Here is a 22949-nt window from a genome sequence, read left to right as displayed (position 1 = left end):
CGATGCGCTCGCGCGCGATGGATCTGCTGGCTTGGGTATCGGATCCGGTCACGCACTGGATCAAGGACCGCTGTCCGACGATGGCGGCGTCGATCGCTTTCTATACGGCATTCTCGCTCGCACCGACGCTAGTCATTGTCATCGTGGTGGCCGGGTTTTTTTTCGGACAGGATGCGGTGCAAGGCCGGTTGTTCGGCGAAATACGCGGCGTGATTGGCGACGAAGCCGCACAAGGCGTGCAGGCCATCGTGGCGAACGCGTGGCACGCCGATATGGCAACGCGTACGACTACGGTGTCGATTCTGGGTATCGTGATCGGCGCATCCGCTACGTTCTCGACGCTGAACAGCGCGTTGAACGCGATCTGGCCGGTGCCGGAACCCGATACGCGCGCCAGCCTGCTCAGCCTGGTGCGGGTGCGCTTGATCTCGTTTGGCTTGGTGCTTGGCGTGGCATTCTTGATCGTTGTGCTGCTGATTTTAGACACCACGATCAGCGTGATTGGGCAATGGTTCTGGGGACCGCAAAGCGCTTCGTACCGGATAGCGAATGCAGTGCAGCACGTGGCCACACTCGGTTCGCTATGGCTGGCATTCTCCGCGATGCTGAAGTTCGTCCCCGATGCGTCGATCCAATGGCGCGATGCGTTCGCGGGCGGCTTGGCGGCGGCACTGCTGTTCTCCAGCGGCAAGAATATCTTCGCGTTCTACTTGGCACATGCGGGCACCGCCAATACGTTTGGCGCTGCGGGCTCCCTCGCCGTGCTGCTGATGTGGCTGTATTTCTCGTCGTCGGTGTTCCTGCTCGGCGCGGAGGTGAGCGCGACCGCCGCGCGCCGACGCAATGACGCCCATTAATCGTGGGTACGATCCTTGCAACCCCCCCTTGCCACTTCAATCCAGGAGAAGACGATGCAAACGACACGATGGATCCGCGTTGCCATTGGCATAATCTGTGCAGCTCATGTGGTCGGGCTGGCCGCCCAAAGCGCGGGCAGCAATAGGGCCGCGCCATTGTCGGGTTCCGAAACGCTCAGCGAGAAAATCAGTGATGGCGCTATTACCACGAAGGTCAAGGCTGCATTGCTGAACGCGAAGGGCGTGAAAGGCTTTCAAAATATCCACGTGAAGACCACGGCTGGCGCGGTGCGCTTGACCGGGACAGTACCCAGCCGTGAGGTGAAGGAAGCTGCTGCCGATGCGGCTAGAACGGTTGACGGTGTGACCCACGTGCACAACGACTTGCACATCGCGAATTAAGGCTATTGTGACATGCAGTCAGATACCGCATGGTGACTGCCAGGGCCGCGGCGAAGCGGCTTGTTAGGCCAGCTTCCACGCCCCTGCTGGATGCGGCGTGCATCGCCGCATCCAGCGCAGGCAGATTATCGTGCCGTAGCGTCGCGCAATTCGCGTACGCGATCATGATGCTTGAGTACGCCTTCGTATTGCCGCTCGACGAGCATCCGAATGTCCGCAGGCAACGCTTCATCCAGCGCCTGTCGGTAATGTTTCTTGGCTACGTCTTCGCCTTTTTCGCAGTCCGCTAGGATCTCGTGGTCACTGCGACCTTTGATGGCTGACTTCAGGTCCATCCAGCCACGATGCAGCGCCCCGGACGCGGATCCGTGATCTTCGGCCTTACCGCCGAGTGAATGGACGGCGGCTTGCAGCTCGCTGACCGCTTGCGAGCACGATTGGGCACAACTGGCGAACAGCGTCTTCAATTCCGGATTCGACGCATCCTCTGCCGCTTTGCGGAAGCCGGCTTCGCCGTCTTTGGACGTTTCGATCAGGTCATTTAGAACGGAAACAATATGATTTGCCATCGTGTACCTCCGTTGGTTGTGGTTGATCGGAAACTGCGCACCGCGCAGATCCGGTATGCGGGTGGTCATCCCACCTGATTGGCTACCGGCGGCCTGTCCGTCCGGCTACCCCTGGCTCGGTTGCCACCCTGCAATGCGGCGAGACTAAGTGTGCCGCTCGTTGAGATCGGGCTGGCTGTCGCGCTCCACGTGCGGCGCTCGGGTCGGATCGAAGTCAGCCCAGCGTCCGTCGCGCCAGCGTCCGGAGGCGCGCTCGATATCCAGCGCACCTGCGTCGCGCAGCACACGTGATGCATTCTCCTGCGTGGCCGCGTCCACGTGCACGGCAACCAGCACGCCGGCGTCACGCGCCTCGCGGTCGACGAAGCGCTCGCGTCCATGATGCTGTTCGAGCGTGCGCCGGGTATGGCTCATCGCACCGATCATCGAGCCGACGTAAGCGCCGACCCCAGCGGAGATGATCGATACGAGCATCGGCGCGCCCGCGAGCACAAAAACCGCGACGCCAACGACTGCGCCCACGACAGCACCCAGCGCGACACCCTTGGCCGCGCCCTTCGGCGCTTCGCGTGCGCCGGGGTCGGTCGATACGTCGCCGCCGATCGAAAAGCGCGCGTGCTGGCCGGGTGGGTTGACGAAGAATAGGGTGACGTCCTCTTGGACAAAACCATGCTCGAACAGCGCCTGCGACGCGCGTTCGGCTTGAGGGAACGAGGTGAAGCGTCCCGCAACGATCAGTGACATAAAGCCTCCTTTGCAGGATGAGTGGGCAGGTTGCCTGGCGGCGTTAGGTTGCCGAGATCCGGAATAGGCCACTGTGCAGCACGACGGGTTGGCCGTCGCTGTCCGCCAGTGCGAGCCGAGCGACTCGATGAATGCGGCTGCGACCGCGCTCGAACGCTTGCAGCAATTCGCTCTCGAGCGCGGACGCGGCACCAAAGTGGTCCTCAAGGGCTTCGGCACTCACCGAGCACCGCACTAGGCGCCCATCGACGGACGCGGTGAAGTCAAGCATCATTCGTGCGCCGTCGAAGGAAGGTGGCGCGTCCTCGAAATGAATATGCAATGATGTTTTAGGTGGTACGTTCATGCCCTTCTTTACAGCAAGCAGCATGCCTGTAGCCAATCAGCGGCGACGCAACGGATCGACGCCGCGCAAAACTTATCCATGCCGCCAGCGTTGAAAAGGTAGCCGCCACCGTCAGCATGGAGAAGGTCCCCTAGTTGCTGATGACGTTGAAAATCCGTGCAAGGAGGGCTGCTTCGACAGCTTGGCCGGTCAGTCGGGCCGTGCCGAACATGCCATTCGCGCCAACGCTGCGCTCGCGTGGCGCCGAGACGAGAAGGGTGCATTTGTTGGGCGACTGGAACAGGCCGAAGCTGCAGCTGCGCAGCGCCATGCGCGACGTGGTATCGATCGTGCACGGGTGCGCGCCAAGCGTGGCCAGCAGCGCGAGGCCGGCGACAAGCCCTCGCTAGGTCCCGCGCGCGCCCAATTACTTCAGCTCGTACAGACCTGTATAGGTGGCCGAGTCGATTTCATTTAAGTGGATCATGAAGCGTGCCACCGCGTTGGTCGCGTCCGTACCAAGTGGCAGCGCGTCAATCTTTAGCGCGTGGATGCGAAACACGTACCGATGCGGCTTGTCGCCGCGTGGCGGCGCTGCACCGCCAAAGCCTACCGTGCCATAGTCGTTGCGTAGCTGCAGCGCACCGGTTGGCAGCAGGCTGCCGTCGGCCTTGCCGGCGCCATCCGGCAGCGATCGCACATGTGCCGGGATATTGACGAGAACCCAGTGCCAGAAACCGCTGCCGGTCGGCGCGTCCGGGTCGTACACGGTCAGCGCGAAGCTCTTGGTATCGGCGGGCGGGTCGGCCCATTGCAGCGCAGGCGACACGTTGCCGCCGTCGACGCCAAACGAACGGTCATCGAATTCCTGCTGCTTAGGCATGAATCCATTGTGCGAGAACCGATCGGACCAAATGCGAAATTCAGCCATGGACGTTGCTCCGGTAGATTGACGACGCGCGGTGCCGCGACATGACGGCGGCCGCATGGCATTGCCGTGCGGCGCGCGTGACGCAGCGTTCGCACCAGACGAGCGAGTGTAGCATTACGCGTGGCGCGACAGGGGGTGGGCGCCGCACGGGGCGACGAGACGCAGCGCTACGCGCGACGGCCGGCGAGTTCCGAGGCCAGCGCCAGCAAGTGCGCGGTGTGGGACGCCACATCGTAGTTGTACAGCAGATGCTCGTCGGGCCGGGTGAGCCGCGCGGTGCCGGCGCGCCAGCGCGTGAGCGCCTGCTCGACCGCCGCGGCGAAACTGCCCGCGTCCAGGTGCGAGAAGCGCCATTGCGCGTCGTCGCGAATGACTTCGGCGCAGCCGACGTTAGCGGCGGTGAGCACCGGCGTGCCGCACAGGATCGATTCGATGCCCACTAGCCCGAACGGTTCATAGGGCGCAGGCACGATCGTGAAGTCGGCTGCGCCGAACACGCATTGCATGTCTGTACGATAGCCGAGCGAGCGGATCCGCGGCGATGAGCTGGCGACCGGGCGGCCCGTGACCAACAGGCAGACCGGCTCGGCGCTCGCCTCAAAGTACGCGCGTAGCAGTTCGAATCCCTTGCCGGTGTTGGCCACGAACACAAATGCGGCGTGTCCGTCGGGGATGCCGAGCTGTGCCCGCATCGCATCGCGCTGTGCCGGCGCCATCGGCGCGAAGCAGTCGCTGCGCACCGGAGGATAGATGACACGGATCTTGTCCGGCGCGATGCTGAAATACTGCTGGACTTCTTGTGCCATCATCTTGGAGTGGGCGACGACCACGCCCGCGTTGCGATAGGTGTGGCGCTCCAGCGCGGTTTGCCAGCCGTCATTCCACTTTGGCTTGTTGCGACCATGGCGCAATGCGCCCGGATGCGTGCCGCCGCATACGACGATGTCGGCTGAGTCGACCCGATTGCACGCGATCACGATGTCCGCTTGGCTGCGTGTACGGCGCGCGCGCAGCCGCCAGGAGAACGCCGCGTCGCGCAGCGCGCGCGGCAGCCAGTTGACCCGGATGGCTTGCGCGTCGACGAGTCTGTACTCGGGCAGCGTTTTATCGAATTTGCGGGCGAAGACGATGGGGCGGACGCCCCGCGCGGCCATTGCGCCAATGATGTCGCGCGCGTAGCGCTCGAAGCCGCCGGCGTGGCGCAGCGCCTGGCATGACAATCCGATGCGCAGCCCCCGCCAGGTGCTGCCGGTGCCGCTGTCGCCGCGCGCTGACCGGTCTGCGCGCCGCGCATAATGGTATTTTAGGAACGTCGCCCGCGCATTCATCCGCGCGATGCCCAGGCCCGTCAGCCCGTCGAGGAATCCAGCTCGCAACATGAACGTGCGCACGAAAGCAAAGCCGCCGTGTGCGAGGGGGGCCAATGCGCTGATGCGGCGCTCGCGCGCGCGCAACATCCGGGCGCCGGCGCGAGCATAGGCCAGTGTCTTGTCCGCCACCTCTTCGCCAGAGCGATAACTATAGTGCAGTAACCGGCCGTCAAGGCGCCCGGTGGGGCCTTCGACGATTAGCCGCTCGTGCACGGCATCGTCCGAGAATTTGGCCGCTTCGCGGCGGAACAACCGGACCACCCAATCCGGCGACCAGCCCGAGTGATTGACCCAGCGGCCGCAAAATTGCGAGCGGCGGGACATCGCATACCCTATATAGCCGGATGGCCCGCGCCCGGCCAGCACCGCTTCGATCGATTCCCTCAACTGTGGCGTCACGCGCTCGTCGGCATCCAGCGACAGCACCCACGGCCGGGTGGCGAGCGCGAGCGCCCGATTCTTCTGAGGGCCAAACCCCGGCCAGTCTGCTGTGACGACCTGTGCGCCGAAGCGCTCGCAGATCTGCACCGTCGCATCGGTGCTACCGGCGTCGACCACGACGATCTCATCAGCCAGGTCGCGCACGGATGCCAGACAGGCTTCGATGTCGTGGGCCTCATTGAGCGTGATGATGATCACACTGAGCGGTTCGCGATGCACGGTCATGACAATATGAGGGGAAGGTAACGGCGAAACCGGCAATATTAATGGATCTGGCCGCGGCGGCCCGTACGTCGGCGATTGCCTGACCAAGGGCGTGGCTGCACATACCACAGCTTCGTGACAATTCAATGTGCCAACACCATCGGCCAACATGTATCTGTTCAACGGCCTGGTGCTGGCGACATGGCGTTGGTGGAGCACGTCGCCACGGGCCTTCTGTTCGCGTCGCGGCCGGCGCGCTGGCTGGTGCGGCATCACGTGGGCGTGTTTCATGCGCGGCATTCAGCGAATGTGCCGCAGCGTTTTGTTCAGTGCTCGTCTTGCAGCGCGGGTACCGCGGCCGAGGTTTTTTTACCCGCGGCAGGCGGTGCTCCCAGGCGCCGCTCCCGACCGATCAGGCGCTTGATCGCGCGCTTGGCTAGAAACACTGCACGCTCCCGATACATTGCACCGCGATAGCGGTCAAATGACGCGTGTTTGGCTAGTTCTGGGTAGGCCTGCGTGACGGTACGGCAATGCTGGGCCAGCGTGTCGATGATGCGCAGCGCGTCGCCCAGCGCATGGCCATCGACGCGGGCCGCTTCCCGACGCGCGTGTGCGAATCCCATCGCAGTGAGCGTCATCCAGTAATTCCGGTGCGCCGGGTCAGCGCATTGCGATAGCGCGCGCTCGACATTCTTGGCCAGGTCCTGCACGCTGCGCATGTTTATGACTTGCGTGATGCTGCCCGAGCGTCGATGGTAGTTGTACAGGCGCTCGCTGAGCCGGTGCACTGTGCGGGCACGCAAATACAGGTGCGGCGTGACCGCGGCGTCCTCGTACAGTTGGGCAGGCGGGAACGCGATGCCATGCCACAGCGAGCGCCGGTAAATACGGGCCCATGCGAACATCTCGTAGGTGGCTGCGACATCCAGTAGCAGCCGATCGTCCACCTGATGCTCGCCAGCCCACTTGGCGCCGATCATCGTCAGCTCGTCCGATTGCTTGCCGTTGCGCCCTACGATCCAGATGTTGTAATCGATCACGTCGGCGTGCCCTATCCGCAGGATCGGAATGATCTTATCGGAGAAGTCCGGCTCCCACGTGTCGTCGCCATCCAGAAAGGACAGGTACGGCGACTGCGCTTGTGCGATGCCGGTATTACGGGCCGCGCTGCATCCGCCGTTGGGCTGCGTGATCACCCGGATATCAGCGTGCGGATTAGCTCGCACGATCGCGTCGATGCGCTCGCGGGAGCGGTCAGTCGAGCCGTCGTCGATCACCAGTGTCGTGATCTCGTCGAGATGGCGTTGCTTGAGTATCGACTGCAATGCATTCGCGATGCAGTCTTCGAGATTGTAGACGGGCACAACAACGGTCAGCAGCGTGCTCGTGGATACACGTCCGGAAAGAGTCATATCTGGCGTGAGAAAGCGGTTCGCGTCGCACTGCCCGGTCCGGGACATGCAGGAACCGCGCGGTGCGCTCGCACCCGCGCATCGCAGTGGGTTTGCCACACCTTACCGTCCGATGGATAGCATTTATGTGCGGTGCACCACATCATCGCGACGCGGTGCCCTATGCGAAGCGCCGGCGGATCATGAGTATACGGGCCGTCAGCCAATATGGTCCCGCCGTCAGGAATCGAACCTGAATCTCACGCTTAGGAGGCGCGTGCACTATCCATTGTGCTACGGCGAGAGGGCGTCATCATCGACGACATGCGACCCGGTGACCTGTCCGAAGCCGCGTACCGGTAGCATGCCGTGCGATCGGGAGTGGTCAGGATCACGGGGTCGTAAGGATACCACGAGCACGATCCCGACGCGCATCGGCGCGGCGCTCAGAATTCCACCACGGCGAAGTCGGCTTTGCTGACGTCGCACAACGGACAACGCCATTGCGCTGGGATATCGGCAAAGCGCGTGCCGGGAGCAATCCCTTCGTCCGGCAGCCCGTCTGCCTCGTTATAGATCCACCCGCAAATTAGGCAGACCCAGCTCTTGTATTCAATCACGTCAGACACGGCTGCAACCTTGGGCCTTTTTGGCCTGCTTGGAAAGCCGGTATCTTAGCGTAACGCAAGGCGCAGCCTACATCGGCCAATCGCCCGATACGGATTCACGCACAGTGGCTTGTGTCCGGCCGGTACAATGGGTGTTTTCTGTCCTTTTCTTGAGCCGATGTCGCTGTTTTCCATCACCGGCGCGCAACTCGCGTTCGGCCATGTCGCACTGCTTGACCACGCGGACTTCTCGATTGAACCGGGCGAGCGGGTGGGCCTGATCGGCCGCAACGGTGCGGGCAAGTCATCGTTGCTGAAGATCGTCGCCGGCCTGGCCAAGCCCGACGACGGCTTGATCACCCGTGCGCAGGCACTCACGACTGTCTACGTGCCGCAAGAGCCGGTCTTCGACCCTGGCATGCGCGTGTTCGACGCAGTGGCCGCGGGGCTCGAGCACACTCGTGCGCTGCTCGACGAGTACGATCGCGTTGCGCACGCGCTGGCCGATACGCCCGAAGGCCCGTCGCATGACGCGTTGTTGGCGCGCATGAATGTGCTGCAGGGCGCGCTGGACGCGCATGACGGATGGGCATGGCGCACCCGGGTCGCGACCACGCTCGCGCAATTGGGCCTGGAGGGCGACGCGCGGGTGGATCAGCTCTCTGGTGGTCTGCTCAAACGCGTTGCGCTGGCCCGCGCGCTAGTGACGCAGCCCGATGTGCTACTGCTGGACGAGCCGACCAACCATCTCGATTTTGATTCGATACGCTGGCTCGAGGCGCTGTTGTTGTCGCTGCGCGGCAGCGTGTTGTTCATCACGCACGATCGCGCGTTCCTCGACCGCGTCGCGACCCGCATCGTCGAACTCGATCGCGGGCGTCTGTTGTCATACCCGGGTAACTTCTCGGCCTATCAGACACGCAAGGCGCAGCAGCTCGAAGTGGAGGCGGTCGAGAATGCGAAGTTTGACAAGTTGCTCGCCCAGGAGGAGATCTGGATCCGCAAGGGCGTCGAGGCGCGTCGCACGCGCAGTGTCGGGCGCATCGCACGCCTTGTGCAGATGCGCAACGAGCGCGCGCAGCGGCGTAACGTGCAGGGCAACGTGCGCCTTGACGTAAGCCAGGCCGACAAGTCCGGCAAGATTGTCGCCGAACTCACCGATGTGACTAAGCGCTACGGTGGGCAGACGGTCGTCGCGTGTTTTTCGACCACTGTGATGCGCGGCGACAAAATTGGCTTCGTCGGCCCGAACGGCGCGGGCAAGACCACGCTGCTTAAGCTGATGCTCGGCGAGATCGCACCGGACGAAGGCTGGGTGCGCACCGGCACGAATCTGCAAATTGCATACTTCGATCAGATGCGCGCGCAGTTGGACCCTGAGCGCAGCCTCGCGGACACAATCAGTCCGGGCAGCGACTGGGTGGAGATCAACGGTGCCCGCAAGCATGTGATGAGCTACCTGGGCGATTTCCTGTTTTCGCCGGAACGCGCCCGCTCGCCAGTCAAATCATTGTCCGGCGGTGAGCGCAACCGGCTATTGCTGGCGCGACTGTTCGCACGGCCCGCGAATGTGCTGGTCTTGGACGAGCCGACCAACGACCTGGACATTCCGACGCTCGAACTGCTCGAGGAGCTGTTGACCGACTATGACGGCACGGTGCTGCTCGTGAGCCATGACCGCACTTTCCTGGACAACGTTGTCACGTCGGTGATCGCGGCGGAAGGAAACGGCCAGTGGCGCGAGTACGTCGGCGGTTTCTCGGATTGGCAGATGCAGAAGGCGCGCGCCGATGTGCTGGCGCAGGCCGGTGCCGGGCTGCCGGCGAAGGCCGCCGCGCACCTCCCGGCCGCATCGAACGACGACAGTGCGTTGCATGACGCCCCCAGCGCCGCCTCAGCGCGCAATGAAAAGCGCAGCATCAAGCTGACGTTCAACGAGCAGCGCGAGCTGGATGCGTTGCCGGAGCGGATTGCACAGCTCGAGGCGGAGCAGCAGTCCATCAGTGCGCGGCTGGAAGACGGGTCGATCTTCGTGACGGATCCGGCCGAAGGCACGCGGCTCACCGAGCGCTATGCGGCGATCGACGACGAGCTGTTGGCCGCGCTCGAGCGCTGGGAGAGGCTGGAGGCCAAGCGCAAGCCGGTAAAATAGCGCCCGTTCCCACCCCGGCCGCCGGCAGCGCGCACGATTCGCGGGCATCGTGACGAGCGAGTTGTTTCGGCAGGGCTTTTTCAAGAACTCAACGAATTGTCCACGCGTTTGTCCACAACAACTGTGGACAACGGCGGAATTTATCGGAACATGGCTACAAAGAAATCCGGTCCCGCATACAGCGAAGCGTCGATCAAGGTGCTCAAGGGGCTCGAGCCGGTGAAACAACGGCCGGGCATGTACACGCGCACGGAGAATCCGCTGCATATCGTGCAGGAAGTCATCGACAACGCGTCGGACGAGGCACTGGGCGGATTTGGCGCGCAAATCGTCGTGACGCTGCATACCGACGGTTCGGTCAGCGTCGAAGATGACGGGCGGGGTATTCCGTTCGGCCTGCACCCTGAAGAAGGGGTGCCAGTGGTGGAGATCGTCTTCACCCGGTTGCATGCGGGCGGCAAGTTCGACAAGGCTGCCGGTGGCGCGTATACGTTCTCCGGCGGCTTGCATGGCGTGGGCGTGTCGGTGACCAATGCATTGTCGCAGCGACTCGATGTCACGGTGTGGCGGGACGGCAAGGTAGCCGACATCGGCTTCTCGCACGGCGACGTGGTGCGCCCGCTCACCGTACGCGCGGCCAAGGGCCGCATGGACAAGAAATCCGGCACCCGCGTCACGGCATGGCCCGACCCGCAATACTTTGACTCGGCCAACCTGCCGCAGTCCGAACTGCAGCGTTTGTTGCGCTCCAAGGCGGTGCTGCTGCCCGGCGTCGAGGTGGTATTGATCATCGAGAAAACCGGCGAGCGGCAGTCATGGAAATACGACGATGGGCTGCGTGGCTATCTGCTCGAGGGTCTGGCCGGCTACGATACATTGATCCCGCTGTTTGAGGGCGAGCGATACGCCGGGTCGTCACGCACGACCGACGACACGTTCGCCGAGGGCGAGGGCGCATCATGGGTCGTCGCATGGTCCGAGGAGGGCTCGCTGCTGCGCGAGTCGTATGTGAACCTGATTCCGACGCCGGCGGGCGGCACCCACGAGTCCGGGCTGCGCGACGGCCTGTTCCAGGCGGTCAAGAGCTTTGTCGAGCTGCATAACCTGCAGCCCAAGGGCGTCAAGTTGCTCGCCGAGGACGTGTTTGCACGGGTCTCGTTCGTGCTCTCTGCGAAGGTGCTCGATCCGCAATTCCAAGGTCAGATCAAGGAGCGACTCAACAGCCGGGATGCAGTCCGGCTGGTCTCTTCGTTCGTGCGACCGAGCCTGGAGCTGTGGCTCAACCAGCATGTCGAGCATGGACGCAAGCTGGCCGAATTGGTGATCAAGCAGGCGCAGGCGCGCACCCGTGCCGGCCAGAAGGTCGAGAAGCGTAAGAGTTCCGGCGTGGCGGTGTTGCCCGGCAAGCTGGTCGATTGCGAGTCGACGGACGTAGCACGCAATGAGTTGTTCCTGGTCGAGGGCGATTCCGCGGGCGGCTCGGCGAAGATGGGGCGCGATAAGGAGTTTCAGGCGATTCTGCCGCTGCGCGGCAAGGTCCTCAACACGTGGGAGACGGAGCGCGACCGGCTATTCGCGAACAATGAAGTGCACGACATCGCGGTGGCGATCGGCGTCGATCCGCACGTGAGCGACGATGCGATCGACCTGTCGAATCTGCGTTACGGCAAGATCTGCATCTTGTCGGATGCGGACGTGGACGGCTCGCATATCCAAGTGCTGCTGCTCACGCTGTTCTTTCGCCACTTTCCCCAACTCATCGAGCGCGGCCACGTGTATGTGGCGCGCCCGCCGCTGTTTCGCGTGGACGCGCCGGCTCGGGGTAAGAAGCCGGCGCAGAAACTCTACGCGCTGGACGAAGGCGAGCTTGAGGCGATAGTGGACAAGCTGCGCAAAGACGGCGTGCGCGAGTCTGCGTGGACGATTTCACGCTTTAAGGGACTGGGCGAGATGAACGCCGAGCAGTTGTGGGACACGACGATGAACCCGGATACCCGGCGGCTGATGCCCGTGCAACTGGGCGACCTAGATTTCGATGCGACCATCGGGCGCATGACGATGCTGATGGGCAAGGGCGAAGCCGCTGCCCGTCGCGCGTGGCTCGAAGAAAAGGGCAACGAGGCGCAGGCGGACATCTGACGCAGGGTGTGCGCGATGCCGCTAGGCGCCGCTGCGCACGATGCCCGGTGGACTTGAATTTGAGGCTGTCACCCAATGAGTGAAGAACTGGAATTGGATTTTTCGCCGCCCTCTGACGGCGAGTACCTGACGCTGGGCGACTATGCTGAGCGCGCTTACCTCGACTATGCGGTATCGGTGGTCAAGAGTCGTGCGCTGCCCGATGTGACCGATGGTCAGAAGCCGGTGCAACGTCGCATCCTGTATGCGATGCACGAGATGGGGCTGGCGGCCGACGCGAAGCCGGTCAAGTCAGCGCGCGTGGTCGGCGACGTGCTGGGCAAGTACCATCCGCATGGTGATTCGTCCGCGTACGAGGCGCTGGTACGGCTGGCGCAGGATTTCTCGATGCGCTACCCGCTGATCGACGGGCAGGGCAATTTCGGCTCGCGCGATGGCGATGGCGCCGCAGCGATGCGCTATACCGAAGCGAGGCTCACGCCGATCGCGCGGCTGCTGCTCGATGAGATCGAGCAGGGCACCGTCGACTTCATTGCGAACTACGATGGCTCGTTCGAGGAGCCCAGGTCGTTGCCGGTGCGCCTGCCGTTCGTGTTGCTCAACGGCGCATCCGGCATTGCGGTCGGCATGGCTACTGAGGTTCCGCCGCACAACCTGCGTGAGGTCGCGCAGGCGGCCATCGAACTGATCCGCAATCCGAACCTGGATCACGCAGCACTGATGGAGCGGATACCGGGCCCGGACTTCCCGGGCGGAGGCCAGATCATTTCGAGTCCAGCGGAGATTTCCGCGGCATACGAAAGCGGTCGCGGTAGCCTGAAGGTACGCGCGCGCTGGAAGATTGAGGAGTTGGCGCGCGGGCAGTGGCAACTGGTGATCACGGAGCTGCCGCCCAGCACATCGTCGCAGAAGGTGCTGGAGGAAATCGAGGAGTTGACCAATCCGAAGGTCAAGCTTGGTAAGAAGACGTTGACGCCCGAGCAACTGCAGACCAAGCAAAACCTGCTCGCGCTGCTCGACGCGGTGCGCGACGAGTCTGGCAAGGACTCGCCGGTACGGCTCGTGTTCGAACCGAAGTCCAGCCGCATCGACCAGACCGAGTTCATCAATACGTTGCTTGCGTACACGAGCCTGGAATCCAGTGCGCCGATCAACCTGGTGATGATCGGCGCCGATGGTCGGCCGCGGCAAAAGGGGCTGGGCGAGATCCTGCGCGAATGGATTGGCTACCGCTTCGCGACCGTGACGCGGCGAACGCGGTTCAGACTGTCCAAGGTGCAGGACCGGATCCATATCCTAGAAGGCCGGATGATCGTTTTCCTGAGCCTGGACGAAGTGATCCGGATCATTCGCGAGTCTGATGAACCGAAGGCGGCGCTCATCGCGGCTTTTGGGTTATCGCAGCGGCAGGCGGACGACATTCTCGAAATCCGTTTGCGCCAATTGGCGCGACTGGAAAAGATCAAGATCGAGAAGGAGCTGGGCGAGCTGCGCGACGAAAAGACCCGGCTCGAGCAGTTGCTGGATAGCGACGTGGCGATGAAGCGGCTGATTATCAAGGAAATCGAAGCCGATGCGAAGCAGTTCGGCGATGCGCGCCGCACGCTGATCCAGCAAGACAAGCGCGCGACGTTCGAGGCGCGGGTCGTCGACGAGCCGGTGACGGTCGTCGTCTCGCAGCGCGGCTGGGCCCGTACGCTGAAAGGACACGGGCTAGATGCGTCAGGCTTCACGTTCAAGGCTGGCGATAGCTTGTATGCCGCGTTCCAGTGCCGCACGCCCGATACGCTGGTGGCGTGGGGCAGCAATGGTCGCGTGTATTCGGTGCCGGTCGCGGCGCTGCCGGGCGGGCGCGGTGATGGCGTGCCGGTCACGTCGTTGATCGAATTGGAGGCTGGCACCCATCTGATGCACTATTTCGCTGCGCCGCTGGAACAGCCGTTGCTACTCGCCTCAAGCAACGGCTTCGGTTTCATCGCGCGGATCGGTGACATGATCAGCCGCGTGAAGGCCGGCAAGTCGTTCATGACGATTGATGCTGGCGCGCAGCCGCTCGCGCCGATGCCCATGTGGTCGGATGCGTCGCAGGTTGCATGTCTGGCACTCGGCGCGAAGGACGAGACACGCCTGCTGGTGTTTGGGCTGGACGAGATGAAGACATTGTCCAGCGGCGGACGTGGCGTGACATTGATTGGCCTGGACGGCAACGAGCAGTTGCTCCAGGCGCTGGCGATCGGCCAGGGCGGGTTGTTGCTCAGTGGCGCCGGGCGGGGTGGCAAGCCGCAGCAGGAGACACTGGTTGGTGCTGCACTCGCGCCCTACGTCGGCAAGCGTGCGCGGCGTGGCAAGGCGCCGGCGGTCAAGTTCAAGGTGTCGAGCATGCGCCCGGTATTGCTCGGGCAGCCGGCATGACGATTACGGAGAAACGAGCATGTTGAAAGTGCTGGAGGCGGCGATGTTCTTGCACATCGCCGCGGTCGTGATATGGGTCGGCGGCATGACGTTCGTGCAATTTTGCCTGCGTCCAGCGTTGTCCGACGTGTCGCCGCAATTGCGCCTGCCGTTGCTGGATTCGCTATTCGGCCGGTTCTTCTGGCTGGTCGCGGTGGCGATCGTCGTGATCCTGGCCACTGGCATATTCATGTTGGTGACGCTGGGCGGCGCGCAGGCGAACTGGCCGATGCATGCGATGGCCGCGATCGGTGTACTCATGATGCTACTGTTCGGCCACATCCGCTTCGCGTTATACCCGCGGCTGCAGCGCGCGGTCCAAGCGCAGAACTGGCCAGACGGCGCCCGCGTCGTCACGGGCCTGCGCCGGCTGGTGGCGCTCAACCTCGCGCTCGGTGCGGTAGCCACTGCGCTGGGCGTGATCGGGCGTTTCTGACCGTGGCCGCTACGCGGTTTGCCAGAGGACCAGCCCGTAGGTGAGCGCCACGGTCCCGTACACCGCATAGACCGGCACCTTGGCGCGCCAGAAGCACGTCAGCGCGAACGTGGCGGTGACCGCGTAGATTGGCTCCATGGGTACTTGCCAGGCGATCTTGGCGACGGCCGATATGAGAAAAGCCGTTGTCGCCACGCGCAACACTCGCATTGCGGACTTGAAACGCGGGTGCGATTCGAGCACCTTTAAGTTGCGCTGCGCGATCACCACCAGCGTTGCCGATGGCACGAATACCGAAAAGGTGGCGAACAGCGCGCCGGGGATGTGTCCGACCAGATACCCGAAGAACGGCACCACGTTCAACAACGGACCGGGCGAGACTGGCGACAGCGCGAAAACGAAAGTGAATTCGCTGTCGGAAATGTCCAGGATCGGCGGCACGAACAACGTCTTCAATACCGGCAGCGCCGAGAATCCGCCGCCGAATAGTGTCAGGCCCGCACCGGCCAGCCGGGGCCACAGCAACAGCATGGCGTTGCTCGATGGCAGCGGCAATGGCAATGCGTACAGTCCGAGTAGTACGGCGAGCAAGGCCAGCAGCAGTGAGTCGGTGCGGCACAGCACGAATGCTGATTTCGTCTGCTGCTCAGACGCCGGACTCGTGAACCAACCCAATGTGAACGCGGTGCCAAGCAGCGCGACATAGATGGCCGGGCTATTTAGGAGCAGCAGCGTGACGCTGGCCACGATGGCCGTGGCCCAGTCGATCGGGCGTTGTATCAAGGTGCGCACCTGCTTGATCCAGGTCGTGCCGATTAACGATGCCAGTACGACGCTGAAGTGCGTGACCAGCGATTGCGATGCGAGCGACGCCACGGTCGGCGTGCGATAGAACATCGCCAGCACGGTCATCACGATCGCGAAGGGCACCACGCTGCCAAGACCGGCCATCCACGCGCCCCGCCAGCCCCGCAGTGCGGCGCCGATCTGGATCGCGACATTGCAGCCGACCGGCCCGGGAATCAGCCAGGCCAGCGCGACCAGGTTCAGGTAGTCGAGCCGGTTGAACAGTTGCTTGCGCTCAACATAGTGACGCTCCAGTTGCGCGATCAGCGACAGCCCACCCCATGAAACGGATGATAGCCCAGCGATGACCAGCAGCAGCGACCACAATGGCTCTTGGCGGGATGGCACATCCTGCGTTGTCTGCGGCTGAAGCGGTCCACCATCGACGCCGGTGGCAGACGAGGGCGCCGGCGCGGCTGGTGAGGAGGCAACGGATGGAAGGTGAGATCGATTATGCGGCACGGCACGAGATTCAAGCGGACACACGTGGTTGCACGGCGTGCGTTGCTGCGACGCCTCCTGGTTCAGAATATGGACAAACCCCGAAGTGCTCGAGCAGCGCAAGCACCCCGTCGGGCGGCACCGGGCGCGAGAACAGGAAGCCTTGTGCCTCGATGTTGCCCAGTCCCGACAGCCATGCAATCTGCTCTTCGGTTTCCGTGCCTTCAACGACCACGGTCAACCCTAGCGAGCGGGCCAGATTGACGATTGCCGACACCATAACGCAGACATTGCGGTCCGCGGGAATGGCCTGGACGAACGAGCGGTCGATCTTCAGTGTGTCGACGGCAAAACGATTCAAGTAGGACAGCGACGAATAACCGGTGCCGAAGTCATCCAGTGCAATGCGCACGCCAAGCCGCTTGAGCGCGGCGACCTTCTCCGACACGATTTCGGGATACTCCATCATCGCCGTTTCCGTGATCTCGAGTTCGATGCGCCGTGCAGACAATTTATAGCGGTCCAGCGCCTGCTCCACGGCCCCGAACACATCGCCGCGCCAGAACTGCACGGCCGAGATGTTGATGGCCAGCGACAGTGTGTCGTAGCCGAGCGAGGTCCATTGCGCAAGCTGTTGGCATGCGCTGTCGATCACATAGTCGCCAATCGGCACGACCAAACCGGTGGACTCGGCAATCGTGATGAACTCGCTTGCGGTAATCTCGCCATGCTGCGGGTGGTTCCAGCGGAGCAGTGCCTCGAAGCCGGTGATGCAGCGGCGCGCCAAGTCGATCTTGGGCTGGTAGGCGAGAAACAACTGCCCTTCGGCAAGTGCGACGCGCAGTTGCTGCTCCCATTTCATCAAATGGTCGGCGCGGTGCGCGAGCTGCGGCGAATAGAACTGATAGCATCCGCGGCCGGCATCCTTGGCGCTGTACATCGCCAGGTCGGCCTTTTTCAGCAAATCGATCTCGCTTTCGCTAGTACTGGAGAGCAGCGCGATGCCGATGCTTGCGTGCAGCACGAATGAGCTGCCGCGCACGTCGAATGGCCTCAGGAAACTGCCGGCAATCGCCTCGGCCAATTGGACCACCTTCGGTTCAACGTGATCCTCCTTGACGATCACAACGAACTCGTCGCCGCCGATGCGCGAGAGGATACCGTTGCCATCGACCGTCTGTGCGAGCCGTGCCGATGTCATTTGCAGCACAATGTCTCCGGCGTTGTGGCCGAGCGTATCGTTGACCGTCTTGAAATTGTCCAGGTCGATGAACAGCAATGCGAGCCGGCCGACGTTTGCCGGCTGCGAGACTTCGGTGCGCAAAATCTGCAGCGTCTGGTAGCGGTTCGGCAAGCCGGTCAGCAAGTCATACTCGACGAGGTGCGTCATCTCGCGTTCACGGCCGAGCAGCTTGCGGATCAAGCCTGTGGCCACGCCGAAGAAGCCGAGGATCGCGATCGAAATGCACCCGGCCATCAACAGGTAGATATTGCGAGTGTGTTCATAATCGGCAAATTCTTCCTTTTGCGATAGGCCCACCATGACGCCGAGCGGGTAGCCGTCGATGTGGCGATACGACACGATGCGCATCACGCCATCGATCGGGTCGCGGTACGTGCCGGACACATGTTCAGACAGCGGATAGCTGCCGGTCGCAGAAAACGCGCCGGGTGCGTTCAGTGTGTTGCCAGTGCGGCGCGCCAGCACCGCGCCGGTGTCGGCGATTACCGATATCACGCCGTCGCGGCCAATTGCCGCGCTGTTATAGAAGTCATTGGTGAAATAGCTCGGGTCTTCCGACACCACGACCACACCCGCGAACGAGCCGTCGGGATAGTTGAGTCGGCGCGTGAGTTGCAACGTCCATTGGTGCGATACTCGGCCTAGTACCGGCTTGCTAATATACAGCTGGTCGAACGTCTCGTGCTTATGGACCTGAAAATGCTCGCGGTCGGACAAATTCAGCGGCTTAGGCCGCGAATCCTCTGTATTCGCGATTAGATAGCCATGCTCGTCAACCAGCGACACCTGAATCAGTGTGTCGCTCTGGATCACGCCCTTCTCGATCGTGCTGGCTAATTTAAAGCGCTGCGGCGACTTCTCGAATTCGTATTTGACGAAGCGGGTGATCTGGTCGACCTGGTGAATGGCCTTGACCGTATGTTGTTCGAAAGCCGCGGACAGCAGCGCGGCCGAAGCTGTGGCTTCGCGCTGGGCATTGTCCCGCTCCACTTGCAGCCGCGTATAGATTACTGCCCACAGCAGGATCAGCACCAATAACCCGAGAGCTGGGATGACCCACAGAGATCGCTGCCTGGACACCGCCGCGTCACGGCGCAAACGCGCTTCGCGTGCCGAGGGAGTCAGCGGAAGAGTCATGGAGCCAGGCCGTGATAGGGGGTGAATATCCCCGTGCGGCGGCGTGTCCAATGCGATGACGGGGCGTGATGCAGAACCGCCAAAGGCCGTGCCGCGCGGGCGCTCAAACAATGGTAATTAAAACAGCGCCACGCGTAAAACGCCCCCACCTTGTTAGGGTACCGTGTAACGCCTGGATGCTGCCTGTGACGCCAGCAGATTATGCGGGAAGAATGGCGGCGCGCCTACGCTGTCTACTCGGGATATATAAGAAATCTGTCCGAAGTCGGCTGAATCGTGCCTGGAACGTTCCATCTATGGCCGTTACCGTATTGCTGTCGATCCGCGGTTCGCGCTTCATGTCGTTGACGCGCCTCGCCATTGCACCCCAGAACCGCACGTTGCCTCATCTCATGATTGATCTACTCGAATCGTTGCGTTGTCGTGGGCGGTGCCAAGCACCGGCAAAGAAGCGGCGTGCCGCGGGGCGGAGCACAGATGCCGTTATTCGACTTCGGCGATCAGTTCGATTTCCACGCAAGCACCCAGCGGAATCTGCGCGACGCCGAACGCCGAGCGGGCATGCTTGCCGCGTTCCCCGAACACCGTCACAAACAGCTCCGACGCCCCGTTCGTCACCAAGTGCTGCTCGGTGAAGTCCGGCGTCGAATTGACCAGGCTCATCATCTTGACAATGCGCTTGACGTGGTTCAGATCGCCCACGTGCGCGTGCAGCGTCGCAATCAGATCGATGGCAATGCTGCGCGCCGCCTGTTGTCCTTCTGCCGTGCCAATTGTGTCACCGAGCTTGCCGGTCCAGACTTGTCCGTTCCTTTTGGCGATATGGCCGGACAGGAACACGGTCTTGCCTGCCTGCGCACTCATCACGTAAGCGGCCGCCGGTGCGCCGGCAGTCGGTAGCTCGATGCCGAGCGTCTTCAGTTGATCGTATACATTCGACATGGGGACTCCAAAGGGTGAGGAAAATACAAGGGTGAGACCGGCCGGGCCGGATCAGAAAACTGCATACCGGCGCGCCGCAGCACCCGCCATCATCGACAATGTAACGCAGGACAGCGTTGCCCGGGCGCACGTCGGCGGGGGCCGCGATGCTGGACGGCATACGCCAGGCGGCGCTTTAACGTCGCGAACTGCGGCGACCCGGGGCTGTCTGCGTTTCTGTCGCGGTCTCTGGGCAAGTCTTGAATTTGGCGCGGGCCGTCCCCATTTGCGCGGACACGGACAAACCTGGCCTCGTGCCGTTGACGTCAACTCGCTGAAAGGACCTAGACTATGGCGCAAGAAACCATGAGCTTCCAGGCGGAAGTCAAGCAGCTTCTGCAACTGATGATTCACTCGCTGTACAGCAACAAGGAAATTTTCCTGCGTGAGCTGATTTCGAATGCGTCCGACGCGGCGGACAAATTGCGTTTCGAGGCGATCGCCGATGCCGGGCTGTATGAAGACGACCCAAACCTGCGTATCCGGATCGCGTACGACAAGGCTGCACGCACGATCACGGTTGACGACAACGGGATTGGCATGAGCCGTGACGACGCGGTCTCGCACCTGGGCACGATCGCGCGTTCAGGGACCAAGGAGTTCTTTGCCAAACTGTCCGGCGATCAGCAAAAGGACGCGGCACTGATCGGCCAGTTCGGCGTCGGCTTCTATTCCGGCTTCATCGTCGCGGACCGGATCACTGTGGAATCGCGCCGCGCTGGCTTGCCCGCCGACCAGGGGGCGCGCTGGGAAAGCACTGGCGATGGCGAATTCAGCGTCGAGACGATCCAACGTGCGCAGCGCGGCACATCGATCACGCTGCATCTGCGCGAGGGCGAAGACGAGCTGCTGTCCTCCTACCGACTCAAGTCGATCATCCAGAAGTACTCGGATCATATTGGCCTGCCGATTCTAATGAAGAAGGAGGAGTGGGACGCTGAAAAGAACGAGATGGTCGTCAAAGACGAGGACGAGACCATCAACCAGGCTAGCGCACTGTGGACGCGTGCCAAGAGCGAGATCAGCGACGAGCAGTACAAGCACTTCTACGAGCATTTGTCGCACGATCACGAGGCGCCGCTTGCCTGGACCCACAACCGCGTCGAGGGACGCAGCGAATATATCCAGTTGCTGTACGTGCCTGGTCGTGCCCCGTTCGATATGTGGAATCGCGACCATCGCGGCGGGCTGAAGCTGTATGTGAAGCGCGTGTTCATCATGGATGAGGCCGAGCAGTTGTTGCCCAATTACCTGCGCTTCATCAAGGGCGTGGTCGATTCAAACGACCTGCCGTTGAATGTGTCGCGTGAGATTCTGCAGGAGAGCCGCGACGTGAAGGCGATCCGCGACGGCGTCACCAAGCGAGTGCTGTCGATGCTCGAGGAACTGGCTGGCGCCGACGACGACGCCGGCAAACAGAAGTACGCGACGTTCTGGCGCGAATTCGGCCAGGTGCTCAAGGAGGGCCTGGGCGAGGACTTCGCGAACCGGGAGCGCATCGCCAAGCTGCTGCGCTTCGCGTCGACGCAAACCGACAGCGCCGAGCAGAATGTGTCGCTGGCTGACTACGTCGCGCGGATGAAGCCGGAGCAGACGAAGATTTACTATGTGACCGCCGACAGTTGGCAGGCCGCGCGCAACAGTCCGCATCTGGAAGTATTCCGCAAGAAGGGTGTCGAGGTGCTGCTGCTGACCGATCGCGTCGACGAATGGATGCTGTCGTTCCTGCATGAGTTTGACGGCAAGCCGTTGGCCAGCGTCGCCCGTGGCGATCTGGATCTGGGTGCGTTGAACGACGAGGAGAAAAAGGCTCAGGAAAAGGTCGGTGAGGACCTGAAGCCGCTGGTCGAGCGGATGAAGGACGTGCTCAAGGAAAAGGCCAAGGACGTGCGTCTCACGTTCCGCCTGACCGACTCGCCAAGCTGCCTGGTGGCCGACGAGGGAGAGATGAGTGGCTACTTGCAGCGAATGTTGAAGGCGGCTGGCCAGAAGGCGCCCGATTTCCATCCGATCCTCGAAGTAAACCCGGAACATGCGCTGATCAAGCGGCTGTCGCCGGACGCAGCGGACTTTGCCGACTGGTGCCATTTGCTGTTCGATCAGGCGCTGCTCGCCGAGGGGGGCGCGCTCGATGATCCAGCGAGCTTTGTCAAGCGCACCAACACGTTGTTGCTGTCGGGCACGCATTGAACGACACGCTTGAGCGGCGCTCGGGCGGCCAGTTTTGTGCGCACGGCGACGGTTGGCGGGTGCAACCGCGTGCTGTCTTGAGCGCCGCACAGAAGGACTGGGTAACACGCGCGGGCTCGCTCACGCGCCATTTGGGCACACTCGGTCGGGTGACCGTGCGGGTCACCTGTGAGAAGGTTGGCGTCGCGTGGCGCGACGAGGCGCGCGTGTTGCGCCTCGCACGCCGCGCGCCGGTGTGGATTCGCGAGGCAGTGCTCGCAGTGGATGGCGTGGCCGTGGTGGCTGCGCACAGTGTCACGCCGCTGCGCGCGAGCTGGGGCGTATGGCAAGCCGTACGACGGCTGCGTACGCGAGCGTTGGCCGAGCTGCTGTATGCGGACATGACGGTGACACGCTCGCCGATCGTCAGCCGGCGCGTCGATGGCGCCCATCCGCTGTACCGGCTCGCTGTCGCACAGCTAGGCCCGGATCGGCCGCATGCATGCGTCGCGCGGCGCTCGGTGTTTACCCGCCATCGGCTACCGCTGATGGTGACCGAATGCTTCCTGCCGGCCATGTGGACCATGACGACCCTTTAAACTGCTGATGTTGCAAGGTTTTCCGCCGGTAATCCGGCCCGATACGACGATTCTGGTGCTGGGCAGCTTTCCCGGTGAGGCATCGCTTGGGGCAGGGCAGTACTATGCGCATCCTCGCAATCAGTTCTGGCGGTTATTGGGCGCGGTGCTTAACGAGCCTGAGTTGCAGGAGCTTGCGTATGACGCGCGGCTCAAACGCGTGTTGAAGCACGGAATCGGGATATGGGACGTGCTCGCCGCGTGTCATCGCGAGGGCAGTCTCGATTCGGCGATTCGCCATGCGAAGCCGAACGACTTCGCGTCGTTGAGAGCGCATGCACCGTTGCTGAAGAAGGTGTGCTTCAACGGCAAGACGGCGGGGCGGTTTGCCGATGTGATCGGTGCCGCGGGCTATGAGACGCTCGTACTGCCTTCGTCGAGTCCGGCTCATGCGATGCTGTCGTTCGAACAAAAGCTTTCGTGTTGGCGGGAGATTCTTTTCTGACGCCATCCGATCGCTGGTGACGCAAT

The 22949-nt window shown here is 62.6% G+C and carries 19 protein-coding genes, 1 tRNA gene and 3 pseudogenes; 9 read left to right on the top strand and 14 right to left on the bottom strand.

Annotated elements, in window-relative coordinates; all coding sequences use genetic code 11:
* The first annotated feature begins 17 nt into the window (after positions 1–17).
* Complete coding sequence (locus KQH55_RS11065; protein WP_235090915.1) at positions 18–857, top strand: YihY/virulence factor BrkB family protein; 840 nt, start codon at positions 18–20, stop codon at positions 855–857.
* A 54-nt stretch (positions 858–911) separates the two neighbouring features.
* Positions 912–1259 (top strand): BON domain-containing protein, encoded by a 348-nt coding sequence (locus KQH55_RS11060; protein ID WP_076786248.1) that lies wholly within the window; start codon positions 912–914, stop codon positions 1257–1259.
* Between the two features lie 125 nt (positions 1260–1384).
* Here KQH55_RS11060 and KQH55_RS11055 read toward each other — a convergent pair whose 3' ends face one another.
* The 11 genes and pseudogenes from KQH55_RS11055 to KQH55_RS11010 form a co-directional block, all read right to left on the bottom strand.
* The gene (locus tag KQH55_RS11055; RefSeq protein ID WP_076787742.1) at positions 1385–1828 is read right to left on the bottom strand and encodes a PA2169 family four-helix-bundle protein; all 444 of its coding nucleotides are present in this window, start codon (positions 1826–1828) and stop codon (positions 1385–1387) included.
* A gap of 144 nt (positions 1829–1972) precedes the next feature.
* Positions 1973–2572 (bottom strand): hypothetical protein, encoded by a 600-nt coding sequence (locus KQH55_RS11050; RefSeq protein WP_076786249.1) that lies wholly within the window; start codon positions 2570–2572, stop codon positions 1973–1975.
* 43 nt (positions 2573–2615) lie between these two features.
* Positions 2616–2942: a DUF1488 domain-containing protein gene (locus KQH55_RS11045; protein ID WP_373566388.1), complete on the bottom strand. Its 327-nt coding sequence runs from the start codon at positions 2940–2942 to the stop codon at positions 2616–2618.
* Positions 2943–3048: 106 nt separating this feature from the next.
* On the bottom strand, positions 3049–3228 hold the full coding sequence (locus KQH55_RS11040; protein WP_235090913.1) for a hypothetical protein: 180 nt from the start codon (positions 3226–3228) through the stop codon (positions 3049–3051).
* Positions 3229–3324: 96 nt separating this feature from the next.
* Positions 3325–3828, bottom strand: a complete 504-nt coding sequence (locus KQH55_RS11035; RefSeq protein WP_076795995.1) for a YbhB/YbcL family Raf kinase inhibitor-like protein — start codon at positions 3826–3828, stop codon at positions 3325–3327.
* A gap of 167 nt (positions 3829–3995) precedes the next feature.
* The gene (locus KQH55_RS16965) at positions 3996–4520 is read right to left on the bottom strand and encodes a glycosyltransferase (RefSeq protein ID WP_370643011.1); all 525 of its coding nucleotides are present in this window, start codon (positions 4518–4520) and stop codon (positions 3996–3998) included.
* A 57-nt stretch (positions 4521–4577) separates the two neighbouring features.
* Positions 4578–5009 (bottom strand): annotated as a pseudogene (locus tag KQH55_RS16960) (glycosyltransferase family 4 protein); the annotation flags it as partial.
* 105 nt (positions 5010–5114) lie between these two features.
* Positions 5115–5864: pseudogene (locus KQH55_RS16955) on the bottom strand (glycosyltransferase family 2 protein); the annotation flags it as partial.
* 305 nt (positions 5865–6169) lie between these two features.
* Positions 6170–7306, bottom strand: a complete 1137-nt coding sequence (locus tag KQH55_RS11020; protein WP_235090911.1) for a glycosyltransferase — start codon at positions 7304–7306, stop codon at positions 6170–6172.
* Positions 7307–7466: 160 nt separating this feature from the next.
* A tRNA-Arg gene (locus KQH55_RS11015) sits at positions 7467–7541 on the bottom strand.
* Positions 7542–7683: 142 nt separating this feature from the next.
* Positions 7684–7866 carry a rubredoxin gene (locus KQH55_RS11010; RefSeq protein ID WP_076786253.1) on the bottom strand — a complete coding sequence of 61 codons (183 nt, stop codon included), beginning with the start codon at positions 7864–7866 and terminating at the stop codon, positions 7684–7686.
* Positions 7867–8023: 157 nt separating this feature from the next.
* Here KQH55_RS11010 and KQH55_RS11005 point away from each other — a divergent pair, with 157 nt between their 5' ends.
* From KQH55_RS11005 to KQH55_RS10990, 4 genes are all read left to right on the top strand, one after another.
* The gene (locus KQH55_RS11005) at positions 8024–9997 is read left to right on the top strand and encodes an ATP-binding cassette domain-containing protein (RefSeq protein ID WP_235090909.1); all 1974 of its coding nucleotides are present in this window, start codon (positions 8024–8026) and stop codon (positions 9995–9997) included.
* Between the two features lie 150 nt (positions 9998–10147).
* Positions 10148–12136, top strand: coding sequence for a DNA topoisomerase IV subunit B (gene parE, locus KQH55_RS11000; RefSeq protein ID WP_076795990.1), 1989 nt, complete (start codon positions 10148–10150; stop codon positions 12134–12136).
* Between the two features lie 75 nt (positions 12137–12211).
* Complete coding sequence (gene parC, locus KQH55_RS10995) at positions 12212–14548, top strand: DNA topoisomerase IV subunit A (RefSeq protein ID WP_235090907.1); 2337 nt, start codon at positions 12212–12214, stop codon at positions 14546–14548.
* A 19-nt stretch (positions 14549–14567) separates the two neighbouring features.
* Entirely contained in the window at positions 14568–15023 is a 456-nt protein-coding gene (locus KQH55_RS10990; RefSeq protein ID WP_076795984.1) for a DUF4149 domain-containing protein, read from the top strand.
* Between the two features lie 9 nt (positions 15024–15032).
* Here the strand turns inward: KQH55_RS10990 and KQH55_RS10985 are convergent, their stop codons facing one another.
* From KQH55_RS10985 to KQH55_RS10975, 3 genes are all read right to left on the bottom strand, one after another.
* Positions 15033–16217: a chromate transporter gene (locus tag KQH55_RS10985; protein WP_076786262.1), complete on the bottom strand. Its 1185-nt coding sequence runs from the start codon at positions 16215–16217 to the stop codon at positions 15033–15035.
* Positions 16218–16341: 124 nt separating this feature from the next.
* Positions 16342–18690 (bottom strand): EAL domain-containing protein, encoded by a 2349-nt coding sequence (locus KQH55_RS10980; protein ID WP_076786264.1) that lies wholly within the window; start codon positions 18688–18690, stop codon positions 16342–16344.
* A gap of 483 nt (positions 18691–19173) precedes the next feature.
* Complete coding sequence (locus KQH55_RS10975) at positions 19174–19632, bottom strand: RidA family protein (RefSeq protein ID WP_235090905.1); 459 nt, start codon at positions 19630–19632, stop codon at positions 19174–19176.
* Positions 19633–19962: 330 nt separating this feature from the next.
* On the opposite strand from KQH55_RS10975, the gene htpG reads away from it, so the two are divergent.
* The 3 genes and pseudogenes from htpG (at position 19963) to KQH55_RS10960 (ending at position 22923) form a co-directional block, all read left to right on the top strand.
* A complete protein-coding gene (htpG, locus tag KQH55_RS10970; protein WP_235090903.1) occupies positions 19963–21861 on the top strand; it encodes a molecular chaperone HtpG in 1899 nt (632 codons plus the stop codon).
* A pseudogene (locus tag KQH55_RS10965) lies at positions 21858–22421 on the top strand (chorismate lyase); the annotation flags it as partial. The gene htpG and the pseudogene KQH55_RS10965, both read left to right, overlap by 4 nt.
* A gap of 25 nt (positions 22422–22446) precedes the next feature.
* Positions 22447–22923 carry a DNA-deoxyinosine glycosylase gene (locus KQH55_RS10960; RefSeq protein WP_076795979.1) on the top strand — a complete coding sequence of 159 codons (477 nt, stop codon included), beginning with the start codon at positions 22447–22449 and terminating at the stop codon, positions 22921–22923.
* Positions 22924–22949: the final 26 nt, after the last annotated feature.

Origin of the sequence: Mycetohabitans sp. B3, from assembly GCF_021498065.1 — a bacterium.
Classification (GTDB): domain Bacteria; phylum Pseudomonadota; class Gammaproteobacteria; order Burkholderiales; family Burkholderiaceae; genus Mycetohabitans.
This window is presented reverse-complemented; position numbering and strand designations above follow the sequence as displayed.